Source organism: Aminobacter sp. MSH1, from assembly GCF_003071665.1.
Taxonomy (GTDB): domain Bacteria; phylum Pseudomonadota; class Alphaproteobacteria; order Rhizobiales; family Rhizobiaceae; genus Aminobacter; species Aminobacter niigataensis.
Map to the genome: position 1 here is coordinate 503,909 of NZ_CP026265.1, position 16,555 is coordinate 520,463.

General features: G+C 62.4%; 12 protein-coding genes and 1 pseudogene. 9 read left to right on the forward strand and 4 right to left on the reverse strand.

The window, feature by feature from the left end; translation table 11 throughout:
* Window positions 1-58: 58 nt before the first annotated feature.
* Window positions 59-853 carry a class II glutamine amidotransferase gene (locus CO731_RS02500; protein WP_108605809.1) on the reverse strand — a complete coding sequence of 265 codons (795 nt, stop codon included), beginning with the start codon at window positions 851-853 and terminating at the stop codon, window positions 59-61.
* A 250-nt stretch (window positions 854-1,103) separates the two neighbouring features.
* Here CO731_RS02500 and dut point away from each other — a divergent pair, with 250 nt between their 5' ends.
* The 3 genes from dut to CO731_RS02515 all read left to right on the forward strand — a co-directional run bounded on the left by dut (window position 1,104) and on the right by CO731_RS02515 (window position 3,111).
* The gene (gene dut / locus CO731_RS02505; RefSeq protein WP_108605810.1) at window positions 1,104-1,583 is read left to right on the forward strand and encodes a dUTP diphosphatase; all 480 of its coding nucleotides are present in this window, start codon (window positions 1,104-1,106) and stop codon (window positions 1,581-1,583) included.
* Complete coding sequence (locus tag CO731_RS02510) at window positions 1,580-2,236, forward strand: HAD family phosphatase (protein WP_108605811.1); 657 nt, start codon at window positions 1,580-1,582, stop codon at window positions 2,234-2,236. The genes dut and CO731_RS02510 overlap by 4 nt, the downstream gene beginning before the upstream one ends.
* Window positions 2,237-2,304: 68 nt before the next feature.
* A complete protein-coding gene (locus CO731_RS02515) occupies window positions 2,305-3,111 on the forward strand; it encodes an isocitrate lyase/phosphoenolpyruvate mutase family protein (RefSeq protein WP_108605812.1) in 807 nt (268 codons plus the stop codon).
* A gap of 53 nt (window positions 3,112-3,164) precedes the next feature.
* Here CO731_RS02515 and CO731_RS02520 read toward each other — a convergent pair whose 3' ends face one another.
* Window positions 3,165-3,887: a sulfate transporter family protein gene (locus tag CO731_RS02520; protein WP_108605813.1), complete on the reverse strand. Its 723-nt coding sequence runs from the start codon at window positions 3,885-3,887 to the stop codon at window positions 3,165-3,167.
* Between the two features lie 170 nt (window positions 3,888-4,057).
* Between CO731_RS02520 and CO731_RS02525 the strand changes: the two genes are divergently transcribed.
* The 4 genes from CO731_RS02525 (at window position 4,058) to CO731_RS02540 (ending at window position 8,648) form a co-directional block, all read left to right on the forward strand.
* Complete coding sequence (locus CO731_RS02525) at window positions 4,058-5,050, forward strand: adenosine kinase (protein WP_108605814.1); 993 nt, start codon at window positions 4,058-4,060, stop codon at window positions 5,048-5,050.
* 766 nt (window positions 5,051-5,816) lie between these two features.
* Window positions 5,817-6,605, forward strand: a complete 789-nt coding sequence (locus tag CO731_RS02530; RefSeq protein WP_108605815.1) for a helix-turn-helix domain-containing protein — start codon at window positions 5,817-5,819, stop codon at window positions 6,603-6,605.
* Window positions 6,580-8,115 (forward strand): GNAT family N-acetyltransferase, encoded by a 1,536-nt coding sequence (locus tag CO731_RS02535; protein WP_108605816.1) that lies wholly within the window; start codon window positions 6,580-6,582, stop codon window positions 8,113-8,115. The genes CO731_RS02530 and CO731_RS02535 overlap by 26 nt, the downstream gene beginning before the upstream one ends.
* Window positions 8,112-8,648 carry an AAA family ATPase gene (locus tag CO731_RS02540; protein WP_108605817.1) on the forward strand — a complete coding sequence of 179 codons (537 nt, stop codon included), beginning with the start codon at window positions 8,112-8,114 and terminating at the stop codon, window positions 8,646-8,648. The genes CO731_RS02535 and CO731_RS02540 overlap by 4 nt, the downstream gene beginning before the upstream one ends.
* Before the next feature lie 267 nt (window positions 8,649-8,915).
* Here CO731_RS02540 and CO731_RS02550 read toward each other — a convergent pair whose 3' ends face one another.
* Window positions 8,916-11,204: an NADP-dependent malic enzyme gene (locus tag CO731_RS02550; RefSeq protein WP_108605819.1), complete on the reverse strand. Its 2,289-nt coding sequence runs from the start codon at window positions 11,202-11,204 to the stop codon at window positions 8,916-8,918.
* A 219-nt stretch (window positions 11,205-11,423) separates the two neighbouring features.
* Here CO731_RS02550 and mutS point away from each other — a divergent pair, with 219 nt between their 5' ends.
* Window positions 11,424-14,072, forward strand: a complete 2,649-nt coding sequence (gene mutS / locus CO731_RS02555) for a DNA mismatch repair protein MutS (protein ID WP_245439978.1) — start codon at window positions 11,424-11,426, stop codon at window positions 14,070-14,072.
* A gap of 33 nt (window positions 14,073-14,105) precedes the next feature.
* A pseudogene (locus CO731_RS02560) lies at window positions 14,106-14,504 on the forward strand (VOC family protein).
* An 80-nt stretch (window positions 14,505-14,584) separates the two neighbouring features.
* Here the strand turns inward: CO731_RS02560 and CO731_RS02565 are convergent.
* On the reverse strand, window positions 14,585-16,555 hold the full coding sequence (locus CO731_RS02565) for a DUF3732 domain-containing protein (protein ID WP_108605821.1): 1,971 nt from the start codon (window positions 16,553-16,555) through the stop codon (window positions 14,585-14,587).

Below are 16,555 nucleotides of genomic sequence, written 5' to 3' on the forward strand. Positions count from 1 at the left end.
GAACACTTGGGTGATGGCCGCTTCAACCGGCCAATGCATCGCTGGCAGCTAGCAGATTTCAGCCGGCCATTGCCAGTTGCGCCACTGCCGGTTCGAAGGGGCTGACCGTCATGCCCTGCCGCGTCATGGTGACGAAGCTCGATGGTGGCACGGCCTGCCAGCTCTCGCCTTCGCGATCGAAGGGCTCCGAGACGATGCAGCGTCCGGTGGCGCCCTCGCGCGTGTAGAGCGTCGGCGCCTGCGCGTCGGTGGCGTAGCGGACGGCAAAAAGGTTCTTGCCGTCGCTGAAGGCCGCCGTCAGCTTGAACGACGCCGCCATGCCCACAGCCTCCGATGCCTCGATCACGCGCCGCGCAGCCCGCGCCACCGCAGCCTGCGGGTCGGCATCCAGCCCCTCCTCCAGCATCAGCAGGAAGAACAGCTCGGAATCGGTCGTGCCCTGGCGCTGGTCGTAGAGCGTGTCGCAAACGGCGGCCTCGAGCCGGCGGCGGATGCGCTCGAAGCCCGAGATCTGGCCGTTGTGCATGAAGCTCCAGCGGCCCGAGACGAAGGGGTGGCAATTGGCCCGGCTGGTGCCGCCGCCTGTCGCTGCGCGCACATGCGCGAGAAACAGGCTCGACTTGATCTGCCGGCACAGGCTCTTGAGATTGGGATCCGACCAGGCCGGCAGGATGTCGCGGTAAAGTCCGGGTTCAGGCCGGTCGCCATACCAGGCGAGCCCGAAACCGTCGCCATTGGTCGCCGACTTCGCTTCTTGGGCGCAATGGCTCTGCGCGATCAGCGAATGGCAGGGCGCGGAAACGATGTCTTCGAGAAAGACCTCTTCACCGAGATAGGCGGCCCACCGGCACATGGCTCTTCGACCTCAAATTCAGCCCGCAATAAGGACGCAGGACCGCGCCCAGACTCGGCCAACATGGATAACAAATCGTAAATGTGCGGACGCGCACCCAGCCGAGCTTCTCCATCCGTTTGTGTCGCGGCTGTGGCAAAGGGTTCACGTCGGACCGTCATGCAAAAGCAACACAGCCCCGTCCTTGCAAGCAAGCCATGCGGAGATCGGGATTGACGTTCCCCAAGCACCGTCCCATAGGATCGCCGCCATGAAATCCGTCGCCGAAAACTCTTCCGCCCCCGTCATCGGGATCGTCCGCTTGCCGCACGCCGGCGACCTGGCCCTGCCGGCCTACGAAACCGGCGGTTCCGCCGGCATGGACCTACGCGCCGCAGTCCCGGAGGACCGGCCGCTGCTGATCCTGCCGGGCAAGCGCGCGCTGGTGCCGACCGGCCTGATCTTCGAGATCCCCGAAGGCTTCGAAGGCCAGGTGCGTCCGCGCTCCGGCCTCGCCTTCAAGCACGGCATCACCTGCCTCAACACGCCCGGCACCATCGACAGCGACTATCGCGGCGAGGTCAAGGTGCTGCTGATCAACCATGGCGACGAGGACTTCTATGTCGAGCGCGGCATGCGCATCGCCCAGATGGTGATCGCTTCGGTAACCCGCGTTGCGATCGAGGAACGCGACCTCGCCAACGAGACGACGCGCGGCGCCGGTGGCTTCGGCTCGACCGGCACGGCATGAGCAAACCCAAGCTCGTCATCTTCGACTGCGACGGCGTGCTCGTCGACACCGAGCCGCTGGCCAACCGGCGGCTGTCGTCGTGGCTGACCGAAGCCGGCTATCCCGTGACCTACGAGGACTGCCGCCGCCAGTTCGTCGGCCGCAGCCTGGTGTCGGTGCAGAAAGAAGTCGAGGCGACCGGCGCCATCCTCGGACCCGATTTCGTCGAGCGCTGGTATCGCGAACTGCCTGAGCTGTTCGAGACGGGCGTGCAGGCGATCCCGCACATCGAGACCTTCGTCTCCGCCGTCCAGTCCGCCGGCATCGCCTATTGCGTGGCGTCTTCGGCGCGTGTCGCCAAGATGCACATGACGCTCGGCCAGACCGGGCTGCTGCCCTATTTCCGCGACGTGTTGTTTTCGGCCACCATGGTCGAGCGCGGCAAGCCGTTTCCCGATCTGTTCCTGCACGCCGCCGGCGTGATGGGCTTTCAGCCTTCCGACTGCATCGTCATCGAGGACAGCGTCGCCGGCGCCCAGGCGGGGCGTGCCGCCGGCATGCGGGTGTTCGCCTACCACGCCGACCCGCACTCGGACCGCGAGGGCTTGGCGGCCACGGGTGCGGTGCTGTTCGACGACATGCGCAAGCTGGCGGGACTGATCCCGATCGCCTGAAACAGGATTTGTGAGGCTCCGCGCTCCGGGCTAGTATTGCGCCATTGGTTGAGCTTGAGGGCGAGGCAATGGACAAGGGCGCGGTCTTCCGGAAACTTCACGAGGCGCCGGGCGCCTTCATCATCCCCAACCCCTGGGATATCGGCACCGCCAAGCTGCTCGCTTCCTTCGGCTTCGAGGCGCTGGCGACGACGAGCGCCGGCTTCGCCTTCTCGCGCGGCCTGCCCGACGGCGGCGTCGGCTTCGAGGCGATGATCCACCACTGCCGCGACATGGCACATGCCACCGGCCTGCCGGTTTCGGCCGACCTCGAAAAGGGCAAGGGCGACAGCCCCGAAAGTGCTGGCGAGACGATCTTCGCGGCGGAGGCCGCAGGCCTTGCCGGCTGTTCGCTCGAGGACCACACCGGCGAGGCCGACAAGCCGATCTACGAGTTCTCGCATGCGGTGGAGCGCGTCACCGCGGCGGCCGAGGCGGCGCGGGCGCTGAAGCACGATTTCGTGCTGACGGCGCGGTCGGAGAACTTTCTCTGGGACCGGCCCGACCTCGACGACACCATCAAGCGGCTGCAGGCTTTCGAGAAGGCCGGGGCCGACGTGCTCTATGCGCCTGGCATTACCGACATCGAGATGATCCGGACGCTGTGCAGCGCGGTCACCAAGCCGGTCAACGTGCTGGCCGTGCCGGGCTTTTCGGTCGCGGTGCTGGCCGAGGCGGGGGCGAAGCGGATCTCGCTCGGCTCCAAGCTCACGAGCTACGCCTTCGGCATGATGGAGCGGGCGTCGCGCGAGATGCTCGGCCAGGGCACGTTCGAATTCGCCCGCGACGGCATCGCCTACGGCAAGCTGCAGGCGATGTTCGGCCGCGACGGCTGAAGATTTGTCTTGAGCATGATCCCTGTCCGAAAACCGGTCCCCACTTTTCGGGATCATGCTCTGGCGCCCGCGAACCTGTTCTCCGCCGCCGACACGCTCTTGTGCAGATGCACCATCATCGCCGCGGCGAAGAGCGGGGTGAGAAGGTTGAGGATCGGCACGGCGAGGAAGGCAGCGATGACGAGGCCTGCCATGAACACCGTGCCGGCGTTACGGCGGCGCAGGTCCTTGGCCTCCTGCTCGGGGCGAAAACGCATGGCGGCGAATTCGAAGAACTCGCGGCCGAGCAAATAGCCGTTGACCAGGAAGAAGGCGCCGATGTTGACGATGGGGATGAACATCAAAAACAGCGCCAGCAGATTGCCCAGGATGACGATGCCGAAAAACTTGATCGCCAGAACCAGCGAGCGCAAAGCGGGCACGGGCTGTCCGGGGCGGTCGCCGGGATAGCTGGTCTTTTCGACGACTTCGGCGACGTCGTCCAAAAACAGGCCGGCGACGATGGCCGTCACCGGCGCGATCAGCAGCGCCAGCCCGAACGCGAGGCCTATGCCGGCAACGATGGCGGCGATCAGGCCGAGCCAGCCGGTCCAGGCCGGCAGGCCGGGCAGCAGTGCCTCGATCCAGGGCCAGGCGAGCCAGTCGAAGACCTCGCGGATGCCGAACCAGAGCGCTGCCAGCGCGAGGATCGTCAGCCCCAGCGTCTTGAGGAACACCGAGCGGAACTCGGCGGTAAAGAGCTGGCTTGCAGCAGTGCGGGCGGCTTCGAGGATCATGTTGGCGGGGTCGCTCCCTGTTTCCGGCCTGAGATAAGGTGCCGCATGGCCGGCCTCAAGCGCCGGCCGCCCAAATTGCCGGGTAGGCAAATGGGCCGCGAGCCGCTAAACGCAATCCGTTTTGCCGACCCGTCGGCGCGAGCAACGGCGAGAGCGCCGCGGAGACCCTGATGAACCAATATGACGTGCTGTGCATCGGCAACGCCATCGTCGACATCATCGCGCAATGCGACGAGGCCTTTCTCACCGACAACGGCATCATCAAGGGCGCGATGAACCTGATCGACGCCGAGCGCGCCGAACTGCTGTATTCGCGCATGGGCCCGGCGATCGAGGCCTCGGGCGGCTCGGCCGGCAACACGGCTGCCGGCATCGCCAGCTTCGGCGGCCGCTCGGCCTATTTCGGCAAGGTCTCCCGCGACCATCTCGGCGACATCTTCACCCACGACATCCACGCCCAGGGCGTCGCCTTCGACACGAAACCGCTCGACGGCACCCCGCCGACGGCGCGGTCGATGATCTTCGTCACCCCCGACGGCGAGCGCTCGATGAACACCTATCTCGGCGCCTGCGTCGAGCTCGGGCCCGACGACGTCGAGGCCGACAAGGCGAGCGGGGCCAAGGTCACCTATTTCGAAGGCTATCTGTGGGACCCGCCGCTGGCCAAGGAAGCGATCCGCATGACCGCGGCGCACGCCCATGCCGCCGGGCGCGAAGTGTCGATGACGCTGTCGGATTCGTTCTGCGTCGACCGCTACCGCGCCGAGTTCCTCGAGCTGATGCGCTCGGGCACCGTCGACATCGTCTTTGCCAACAGCCACGAGATCAAGTCGCTGTACGAGACGTCTTCGTTCGACGACGCGCTGGCGCAGATCCGCAAGGACTGCAAGATCGCCGCCGTCACCCGCTCGGAGAAGGGCTCGGTCATCGTGCGCGGCGACGAGACGGTGGTGATCCAGGCGACCGAAATCCGCGAGCTGGTCGACACCACCGGTGCCGGCGACCTCTATGCCGCCGGTTTCCTGTTCGGCTACACGCAAGGGCGTTCGCTCAAGGATTGCGGCGACCTCGGCTCGCTGGCCGCAGGCCTGGTGATCCAGCAGATCGGCCCGCGGCCACGGCAGAATCTGAAGCGCGAGGCCGAGCAGGCGGGGCTGCTGTAGGGTTTTCCGCAGAGGCGGTGATTTCGCCCGTCGCGCCCTACGTTGCCCCCCTCTGGCCTGCCGGCCATCTCCCCCACAGGTGGGGAGATCAGCCGTCATTGCGACCTTCGCCAACCTTCTACCTCTCAAGCTGAGCGAGACGGCCGACGCTGCCAATCTCCCCACCTGCGGGGGAGATGGCCGGCAGGCCAGAGGGGGGCGCGAAGGAATGCTATTTTCCAACATTCCGCACTCCTTCCTCGCCACGCTCGCTTTCGCGCCTGGCCATTGCTTGTGAAAAATCCGGGAAGCGGGGCGCGGGGCCGTGCCTGCCGAATGTAAGTAAGTGGCGCGAACCCGCGCCCCGCCGGCGATTTCTGTCTCCGCCCGTTCCGCTTCTCGAAGCACGGGCATTTTCGCCCCTGCCCCACTAGCGCATCGTCCAGCGCACCCGGGCCGTATTACCCGGAGGGGAACCCTTGGACGGAACCTCCCCGGGCAACAGGCTACGTCAGCCCAATGCCGGAGGCGCCGGCTCCTCCCCGCATGTCACCGTCGCGACCGGCGTTCCCGCGGGAGGAACTGCGGGGGATTGTACGGGAGGTGGAGGGGTGTGGAAAAACAAGGGTGGTTTCTCCACGCGGATTGCTGACAGATGGTGACAGGAGGCTGGCCGCTATCTTGGGTTTCAAAGGCCGCAACATAGAGCGCTGCCCTTGCAAGCCAAATTATTCCCTGCGAGGAATAGTTGTCCCGTCATCTGATTCTAACAAAGTCGACATAGCGCATGCAACCTGACCGAAAAATCGTTGAAGCAGTCCGCATTGGCGATGGAGACGCGGGCCGTGTTGTCGGGCTCTCACTGAAGGCACTAAGGCAGGCTGTGGGGCTGACGCAGCTGCAAATGGCGGAGCGCCTAAGCGTAGGCCAGGCCGCCATCTCGAAGATCGAACAGCGTGGCGACGTCCAGATTTCTTCGCTACAAAGGTATGTAGAGGCGCTCGGAGCGCGCCTGAGGATTGATGCGGCCTTTCCTTCGGATATCGGCTTCGCTGCAGAAGCACTCCAGCAGATAACCGGCGCCCGTATCGACAACGACGACCAGTACCTTCTGCCAATCTTCGGTGATGACCGCCCTCTCCGCCGAGATGTAATCCTTAGTATTAAACCTGCATACTCAGACAAAATCCTTGAAGGCGTCAAAACCGTCGAATTGCGAAGGCGGTTTCCATTGTCGGTAGGACAAGGTGCGACCGCGTACATCTATTCGACGTCGCCCGTTCGCGCTTTGGTCGGCGCAGCTGAGATTACCGATGTTGAGCGGCTTCCACTTGCTACGCTTTGGCGGCGACATGGCAAGTCGGCATCTATCCGTAAGCTGGACTTTGATGCTTACTTTGGTGGACTTTCTGAAGGTTACGCATTAAATATTTCCAACGTGCGGCGGTTTTCCCACCCACTTAATCTCATTGAGCTAAAGGAGCGATTTGGGTTTAAGGCTCCACAATCCTTTTTATACGCGAAGCCTAACCTTCAAATGGCGCTCCAAAATGAGCACACAAACATATCTAATTGATACGAACGTCATAATTTACCTAGAAGACAATCGAACCGTAGAGCCTGCTTTTTCGGCGCTCACAAACCTCGCGGCAAAACACAAGGTCGACATCTTCGTCCACGAAGCGGCTCGCGATGACATCGGACGAGATAGCAACCTAGAAAGACGCCGGATTTCGCTCAGCAAGCTGAGTAAGTTTCAAAAACTGTCTAAGGTTCGCGGGATAACTCCCACAGACCTAGAAGCCGCGTTCGGACGACTAGCCAGGCCGAACGATGTTGTAGATGCAACGCTGTTGCATGCACTACTCATCGGGGCCGCAGATTTTCTAGTCACGCAAGACAGGGGATTGCATGACCGTGCAAGGCGTCATTCGGCCGAAATCGGACGCCGGGTTCTCTATGTAGCTGACGCAGTTCAACTGCTTCGAACAACGTTCGAGCCGGTCGAAGCCCCAGTCCGCTTTGTCGAAGAGGTCCAAGCTCATTCCATCCCCTTGGCAGACACCATCTTTGATAGCCTACGTGAGGACTATGACGGCTTCGACAGCTGGTGGAGAGACAAGTGCGTAAAGCATCGGCGCCCCTGCTGGATAGTAGAAGACGATGGAATCGCCGGCCTTCTTGTCCGCAAAGACGAGACGAGTGCAGACACGGACGCAACGCAAAAACTCAACAAAATCCTTAAAATCTGTACGTTTAAAGTTCGCCCTGAAAAGCGAGGCGTCAAAATCGGCGAGCTTCTTTTAAAGAAGGCGTTCTGGTTCGCTCAGCGCAACAAGTATGATCTTATCTACATAACAACCTATGAAGGACAAACATCCCTAATAGACCTTCTTGAGTATTTTGGTTTCAAGCATACCCACACCAAGCCGGACACCGAGCGCATTTATGAAAAGCGATTTTCGTCATCGTCATCGGGCTCTAGCGAGGTTGCAAGCGCATTCGAGTGGCACCGCTTAAACTATCCACGTTTCATCTTAACACCAGATACGACTGCGTTTGGCATTCCCATCAAGGAGAGTTACCACGACGTACTTTACCCCGACCTTCGGCAACAACCTCAACTCGATCTCTTCGACCGACAAGGCCGCGGCAATGGGCCCCGCCGCCCCGGCAATACCATCCGGAAAGTCTATCTATGCCGGGCCCCTTCCAATCTCGGTAGGCCCGGTTCGCTTCTGTTCTTTTACAAAGGTAAGTCGCAATCGCCTCCATCCCAGGCCATGTCCGCTCTCGGAATTTTGGAAGATGTGAAACTCGCGTACTCGACAAGAGACTTGCTGCAAATGACAGGTGGGCGGTCAGTTTATAGCGAGCAAGACCTAGAAAATTGGCAAGCGTCCAGTAGCTCACCCGTTAAGGTAATAAACTATACTCTGGCAGCCTACATCGAACCGATCATCGATTTGAAACAGCTCAAATCTATGCAGATAATTGGAGGACATCCGCCCCAATCAATTTACCAAATTTCTTCCGAGAAGCTTGGCATATTGTTAGAGCGTATCGATCTTGGCTTCACCCCATGAAAAATCGCCGAATAGTAGCGGTTGTAGGCATTTCCGGCGTTGGGAAATCGTCGGCGCTAGCGCGCGCTCAAAAGTCTCTTACGTTCACACACTTACAAGCTAGCACGCTAATCAAAGCTGAACACGAGCTGCGGCAGCAAAAATTTGTAGACCACGACACTTTGAGGGAGGCCAACATTGACGACAACCAAACCTTGCTGATTGACGGATTTCATCGCGCGGTGCCGGACAGCGGGCTAGTTGTATTAGACGGACATGCCATCATTGATACGCCAGCTGGCCTGGTAAAGGTAGAGCCGAGGGTGTTTCGACTGATCGGTGCATCGCGGATTGTTGTGCTCACTGAAGAGCCAGAAAGGATCTGGCAACGACGGCAATCAGATTCTCAGCGGAAGCGGCCAATGCGTTCAATCGACGAACTCCGTCAACAACAGGATTATTCTCTAGTGGCCGCTCGACGTGCGGCTTTGGAACTTCGAATTCCTTTGGTAATTTCCGACAATGTACAGGGCTTAATCGCAGCTCTTCAATGATCAATGAATTACTTTTGCTGGGAGCAACTTAGCTACACCCACAACGCCGCGCTACGGAAAACCGGAGCCTCGCGATCCTTCGCACCCCCCTCTGCCCTGCCGGGCATCTCCCCCACAAGGAGGGAGATCAGCAGCTTCGGCGCCTTCGCCCATTCGGCTAGCGGCGCAAGGAAGGCGGCAGCGCTATGCCCTTCGCTACGGCTCCGGGCCTTGAGGCGCTCGAAAAGCCCATTTTGGGGCTTTTCGTTCGCTTCGCGAACCGCCCTCTCAAGTCCCCGCGTTGTACGCCGCAATCGCCGCCATGTTGACGATGTCGGAGTCCTTGGCGTTGAGCGGGACGATCTGGACCGGCTTGTTGAGGCCGACGAGAAGCGGGCCGATGACGGTGGAGCCGCCGAGTTCCTGCAGCATCTTGGTCGAGATGGCCGCCGAGTGGAACGCCGGCATGACCAGCACGTTGGCAGCACCGGAGAGGCGGCAGAAGGGGTATTGCTGCTGCATCAGGCGGTGGTTGAGGGCGACGTCGGCCGCCATTTCGCCGTCATATTCGAAATCGACGCGGCGCTTGTCGAGGATCTTGACCGCCTCCTGGACACGCTCGGAGCGCTCGCCGGCGGGGTGGCCGAAGGTCGAGTAGGCAAGCATGGCCACGCGCGGCTCGTAGCCCATGCGGCGGGCGAAGTGGGCCGCTTCCTCGGCGATGTCGGCGATCTGCTCGGCGTTGGGCATGTCGTGGACGGCGGTGTCGGCGACGATGACGGTGCGGCCGCGGGCGAGCACGATCGACACGCCGATGACGCGGTGGCCGGGCTTGGCGTCGATGACGCGGCGGACGTCCTCGAGCACGGTCGAGTAGTTGCGGGTGACGCCGGTGACGACGCCGTCGGCATCGCCGAGCGCCACCATGCAGGCGGCGAAGTGGTTGCGGTCGTTGTTGATCAGCCGCTGGCAGTCGCGCAGCAGGTAGCCCTTGCGCTGCAGGCGCTCGTAGAGGAAGTCGGCATAGATGGCGTTGCGGCGCGACAGGCGCGCATTGATGATCTCAAGGCCCGGCTTGTTGAGGTCGATGCCAGCTTGCCTCGCGTTTTCCTTGATGACGTCGTCGCGGCCGAGCAGGATGGCGGTGCCGAGCTTCTGGTTGACGTAGGAGACGGCCGCCCGCATCACCTGCTCCTCCTCGCCCTCGGCGAAGACGACGCGCTTGGGTTGGCGCCGGACGCGGTCGTAGATGCGCTGGAGCGTGGAGGCGATCGGGTCGCGGCGGGCGGAAAGCTCGTCGGCATATTTGGCGAGATCGAGGATCGGCCTGCGGGCGACGCCCGATTCCATGGCCGCCTTGGCGACGGCGACCGGGATGGCCGAGATCAGGCGCGGGTCGAACGGCACCGGGATGATGTAGTTGGGGCCGAATTTCGGCCGGTTGCCCTGATAGGCGGCGGCGACGTCGTCGGGCACGTCCTGGCGGGCGAGTTCGGCCAGGGCGTTGGCTGCGGCGACCTTCATGTTGTCGTCGATGGTGGTGGCGCGCACGTCGAGCGCGCCGCGGAAGATGTAGGGGAAGCCGAGCACGTTGTTGACCTGGTTCGGGTAGTCCGAACGGCCGGTGGCCATGATGGCGTCGGTGCGGATCTCGGCGACCTCCTCGGGCGTGATCTCCGGATCGGGATTGGCCATGGCGAAGATGATCGGGTTCTTGGCCATGGACTGGACCATGGCCGGGGTCAGCGCGCCCTTGGCGGAGAGGCCGAAGAAGACGTCGGCGCCATCCATGGCATCGGCCAGGCTGCGCCGCTCGGTCTTGGTCGCATGGGCCGACTTCCACTGGTTCATGCCTTCGGTGCGGCCCTGGTAGACCACGCCCTTGGTGTCGCACAAGATGACGTTCTCGGGCGCGAAGCCCATCGCCTTGATGAGCTCGATGCAGGCAATGCCGGCGGAGCCGGCGCCGTTGCAGACGAGGCGCGTGGTCTTCATGTCGCGGCCGGTGATCTCCAGCGCGTTGATCAGGCCGGCGGCGGCGATGATGGCGGTGCCGTGCTGGTCGTCATGGAAGACGGGGATGTCCATCAGCTCGCGCAGGCGCTGCTCGATGATGAAGCACTCGGGCGCCTTGATGTCCTCGAGGTTGATGCCGCCGAAGGACGGCCCGAGGAAACGGACGCAGTTGATGAATTCCTCGGCATCCTCGGTGTCGACCTCGAGGTCGATGGAATCGACGTCGGCGAAGCGCTTGAACAGCACCGCCTTGCCTTCCATGACCGGCTTGGAGGCAAGCGCGCCGAGATTGCCGAGGCCCAGGATCGCGGTGCCGTTGGAGATGACGGCGACCATGTTGCCGCGGGTGGTGTAGTCGAAGGCGCGGGAGGGGTCGTCGGCGATGGCCTTCACCGGAACGGCGACGCCGGGCGAATAGGCGAGGCTGAGGTCACGCTGGGTGGCCATCGGCTTGGTCGGCACGACCTCGAGCTTGCCGGGCCGGCCCATGGCATGGAATTCGAGCGCTTCTTCGGCGCTGACGGAGGGGCCGGTGTTGTCGGTTTTCTTGTTGGCGGCCATGATGAGAAGCGTCCCTGTCCCTTTGAAATATTCTTTTTGTGGAGCGTTCCGGATTAAGGCTACACATCGGCGCTGTAAACCGCCAAGCAGAGGGGTGGATTTCATTTTTTCGCAGGCCCTGGCGTGAACGACCGACCGACCATCAACGCGGAAGCTGACTTCGGGGAAGCCGGGGGGCAAGCCCGGGCCGACGCCCCGGTGCATGCCGCGCCGACGCCGATGATGGAGCAGTTCATCGAGATCAAGGCGGCGAACCCGGATTCGCTGCTGTTCTACCGCATGGGCGACTTCTACGAGTTGTTCTTCGACGACGCGGAGAAGGCCTCGCGGGCATTGGGTATCGTTCTCACCAAACGCGGAAAACACCAGGGGCAGGACATCCCGATGTGCGGGGTGCCGATCCATGCGGCGGACGACTACCTGCAGAAGCTGATCGGCCTCGGCTACCGGGTCGCGGTGTGCGAGCAGATCGAGGACCCGGCAGAAGCCAAGAAGCGCGGCTCGAAATCGGTGGTGAAGCGCGACGTGGTGCGCCTGGTGACGCCGGGAACGATCACCGAAGACAAGCTGCTGGCGCCGCAGGAATCGAATTTCCTGATGGCGCTGGGGCGGGTGAAGGGGGCCGGCGAAGCCAGCCTGGCACTCGCCTGGATCGAGATCTCGACCGGCGTCTTCCGGGTGGCCGAGACGACGCCGGAGCGGCTCGCCGCCGACATCTTCCGCATCGACCCGCGCGAGCTGATCGTCGCCGAGCCGGCGTTCCATGACGAGGAGCTCAAGCCGGTGTTCGACCTGGTCGGCCGCATCGCCAGCCCGCAGCCGCCGAGCCTGTTCGATTCCACCTCGGCGCCGCAGCGCATCGCGCGTTTCTACGAGGTGGCGACGCCGGACAGTTTTGGCGCGTTTTCGCGTGCAGAATTGTCAGCGATTTCGGGCGCGATCGCCTATGTCGAAAAGACCCAGAAGGCCGAGCGGCCGCCGCTGTCGCACCCCGAGCGCGAGCAGGAAGGCTCGACGCTGTTCATCGACCCGGCGACACGCGCCAATCTCGAACTGCTGCGCACACTTTCCGGCGGGCGCGACGGCTCGCTGTTCCGGGCGGTCGACCGCACGGTGACGGGCGGCGGTGCGCGGCTGCTCGCCGACCGGCTGATGTCGCCGCTGACCGATCCGAACGCGATCACAGCGCGGCTCGACGCGGTGTCGTTCTTCATGGGCGAGACCAGGCTGACCGAGGCGCTCAGGCTCAGCCTGAAGGGCGTCGCCGACATGCCGCGGGCATTGTCGCGGCTGGCACTCAACCGCGGCGGGCCGCGCGACCTCGGCGCGCTGCGCTCGGGATTTGCCGCCGCCCGCACCATTGCCGGGCTGTTGGGCGCGGCACCCTTGCCGGAAGAGTTGCGCAAGGCGATGGCGGCGATCGCGGCGCTGCCCGAGGACTTCGCCGGACATATCGATGCGGCGCTGGGCGAAGAATTGCCGCTGCTCAAGCGCGACGGCGGCTTCGTTCGTGCGAACTACCATGGCGAACTCGACGAGATGCGGGCACTGCGCGACCAGTCGCGTCGGGTGATCGCAGGCATGGAGCGCGACCTGATCGAAGAGACGGGCATCCGCTCGCTGAAGATCCGCCACAACAACGTGCTCGGCTACTATATCGAGGTGACGGCCAACAACCAGGCGGCGCTGAACGGCAGCGACGAGGCCAAGGCGCGCTTCATCCACCGCCAGACGATGGCGAGCGCGATGCGCTTCACCACGACAGAGCTCGCAGGCCTCGAGACCAAGATCGCCAACGCCGCCGACCGGGCGTTGACCATCGAGCTCGCCGCCTTCGACCAACTGGTGGGCGAAGCGGTGAACCACGCCCAGGCGATCCGCGCCGGGGCAGATGCGCTGTCGGTGCTCGACGTTTCGGCAGCCCTGGCGATGCTGGCCGCTTCCGAAGCCTGGTGCCGGCCGCAGGTCGATCTCAGCCTTGCCTTCGAGGTCACCGGCGGCCGCCACCCGGTCGTCGAGCAGTCGCTCAGGCGGACGGCTTCAGCACCCTTCGTGGCCAATGACTGCGACCTGTCGCCTTCCCAAACGGGCCGCAACGGCGCGATCTGGCTGCTCACCGGCCCGAACATGGGCGGCAAGTCGACCTTCCTGCGCCAGAACGCGCTGATTGCCATCCTCGCCCAGATGGGTTCGTTCGTGCCGGCTGAGAGCGCCCATGTCGGCGTCGTCGACAGGCTGTTCTCCCGCGTCGGCGCCTCCGACGACCTGGCGCGCGGGCGCTCGACCTTCATGGTCGAGATGGTCGAAACCGCCGCCATCCTCAACCAGGCGAGCGAGCGGTCGCTGGTCATCCTCGACGAGATCGGCCGCGGCACCGCGACCTTCGACGGCCTGTCGATCGCCTGGGCGGCGGTCGAGTACCTGCACGAGAAGAACCGCTGCCGCGCCGTCTTCGCCACCCATTTCCACGAGCTGACAGCGCTGTCGGGCAAGCTCGAACGCCTGCACAACGTGACCATGCGGGTGAAGGAATGGGAAGGCGAAGTGGTGTTCCTGCACGAGGTCGGCAAGGGTGCCGCCGACCGCTCCTACGGCGTCCAGGTCGCCCGCCTCGCCGGCCTGCCCGATGCGGTGGTGGCGCGCGCCAAGGAGGTGCTGCACCAGCTCGAAGAGGGCGAAACCTCGGGGAAGGCCAACCGGCTTGTCGACGACCTGCCGCTGTTTTCGGTCGCGGTAAAGCGCGAGGCGGCGAAACCCGTCGCCAACGATGCGCTGACCAAGGCGCTGGAGGGGCTGAGCCCCGACGAAATGACGCCGCGCGAGGCGCTGGATGCGCTGTACAGGCTGAAGGGGCTTTCGGGCCGCTAGTCGAGGGCGTTCCTGCATTGGAGTTGGCGTCCCATGCTTCACCATATCTCCCTTGGCGTCGCTGATATCGAACGCGCAGCCGCGTTTTACGACGCGTGCCTTGCCCCCGATTGGCTATGTCAGGGTCTGGGAAGACCTTTCACCCGGAGATGACGACCAGGCCGTCGGCTACAGTGTAACAGGCGGCGGCGACAAGCTGGCGCTCAAACAGCGTAGCAAGGACCAGCGCCCTCCCGGCCCCGGCTTCCACCTCGCCTTCGCCGCGCCCGACCGGCAGGCGGTCGCGGAGTTCCACGCAGCAGCGCTCGCCCATGGCGGTACCGACAATGGTGGTCCCGGCCCGCGGGCGCATTACGGCCCGAATTATTTGCCGCCTTCGTGATTGATCCTGATGGGCATCCTATCGAGGCTGTGTTCAACCAGGCCGTCTAGGCGGGGCGCGACAAGCGATGGGCGCTAGCTGCGCTGTAGGGTTGGCCGGGAGCAGCCCGCTGATAACTCTGATCTGGCAACTAAGCGGTTTCAGAATTGGATAACCAGGCTTGGGGAACAAGTGCGTCGTCGCCGCGCCACTCGGCAATTCGAACGACACCAACGAGTTCGCCCCATACGTCAGCGCCAGCGTGATCGAGTATGATCGCTTGAAGTTGACCTTTGGCTTGGATGATCTCGTCAGCTATTGCAGAAAAGACGGCTCGGACGGCGGCAATGTCCTGATCGCGGGTGCGCCCGGGCGCATCCCGCCCTCTGTCATCGAAACCTGTCGGGAAGTACACTTGGCTGGGCTGGTCGTAGATCAGAAATCCTGGAACGCAATGATTGGGAAGCTCTCGGAAGAACCGCTGCAGCGCTAGGGTCACGGCGACGTGATACGCAAGCCAGTTTGCTCCGCTGCCGATTTCCCACAGATAGTCCATTCGTTCAGTGTGGACGACACGAATAGTGAGGTCGTCGATCAACACCTCAATCGGCGCGTTTGGCCACTCTCCGTCCAACTTGGGAAGAATGCTGGCTGCTATCTGAGCTACGTATCGCAGGGCATTGGTGGTCCGCCTCGAAACCTGCTGTTCTGAATAAATCGCCTTTTGATCCTCGATCAAGCCTTGCAAGCGACCGATCTCTTCGGCCTGCACCCCGCCATCCTCAGCGCGCTCGAATGTCTCAAGCGCCTGTTCTAGGCGGCCAAGAAAACGTTCGATACGATCGCGACGGTAGGTGGAGGCTCTCACCTCCTCAGAGCGACGTTCAAGGATCGTGATCTGCTGGCGGACGTCAGATAAATCTTTTGTCGCCGTGTCTAGGTCAGAACGGATACGTAGCCGTTCCTTGTCGAAGGCATCGGACAGGGTGGGCTGAGTACGCAACTGGATCTCGATGCCCGATAACGCTTGAACCAGAGCATCGAGCTTCTCCCGACTGTCTGAGAGATTTACGATGGGATCATGCGCAGCCGCCGTTCTGGCCTTTAGCCAATCGGCTATGTCCAAGCGGTCCTTTTGAATACGAATGGCACCGCCAAACTTGCGGCTGCTATCAACAAGACGTTCGACCTCAGCAAGATTCTGCCTGAGGACGGAAAGCTTGGCAGCTGCCTCAGCCTCCCGGTTCTCCAAAACTTCCAACTGACGCAGAGATGGCTCGATGGAGGAGACGGATGGGAACGACAATCGCGTGTCGGCGCGTGTGGCATCCCTCAGCAGATCCAGGGTCCGATTGGGATCATCTTCCGGTATGATCGTGTTCCGGGGCAACAGACCCAATTCGAGTGCTTGGCGAAGCCAGCCATTTGTTTCAGCCTGCCAGGCCCGAACTGCCTTCTTCACGGTCGCCAAGGCAGCTTCGGCCTGCCGCATAGTACGTTGAAGACGTTCTATCTCCCAGCGGGCGGCGACCATTTCCGGCGTCAAGGCACCCAGAACGTACGGGAAAATATTCTTGAGCTTTTCTCTGTGTTCTGAAGAATCTGCGCCAAAGTATAGAGCAAGCGGATTCGCTACGATGTACTGCGGCTGGAAGTTGAAAGCCATCAAATCACGAAAACTTATGCGCGATTGAAAGGCGGCGTCCGAATCTGGATTGATGCGCAGGCTGGACAATCCTGAAAGCTGATCGAGCTTTCGTTTTACCATATCCGCACTATAGTTCTTGTCAGTGATCCGCTCGGGGATTTCGATCTCGTCCCCCTCTAGAACGAACATATCACCTGTCTGTTTCGCTTCGCCGGGCTCTCGTCGAGCCAGAAGCTTCTTGCCTTCAAGCGTATCTACTATGATGCCGAACCAGGAACATGACTTTCGTATCGTGCCGACAGGAATGCTGCATTTTCCGGACGCCAGACAGTAATCGATAATGGGAATGACGGCTGATTTTCCGGTCTTCGACGCGCCGGTTATGACGTTGACCATTCCAGGCTCGAAATTGAGCACGCGCGGGGGATGATCGTCTTTGGGCCAAAGTATCAGACTGATAATCTGGAAATGCAT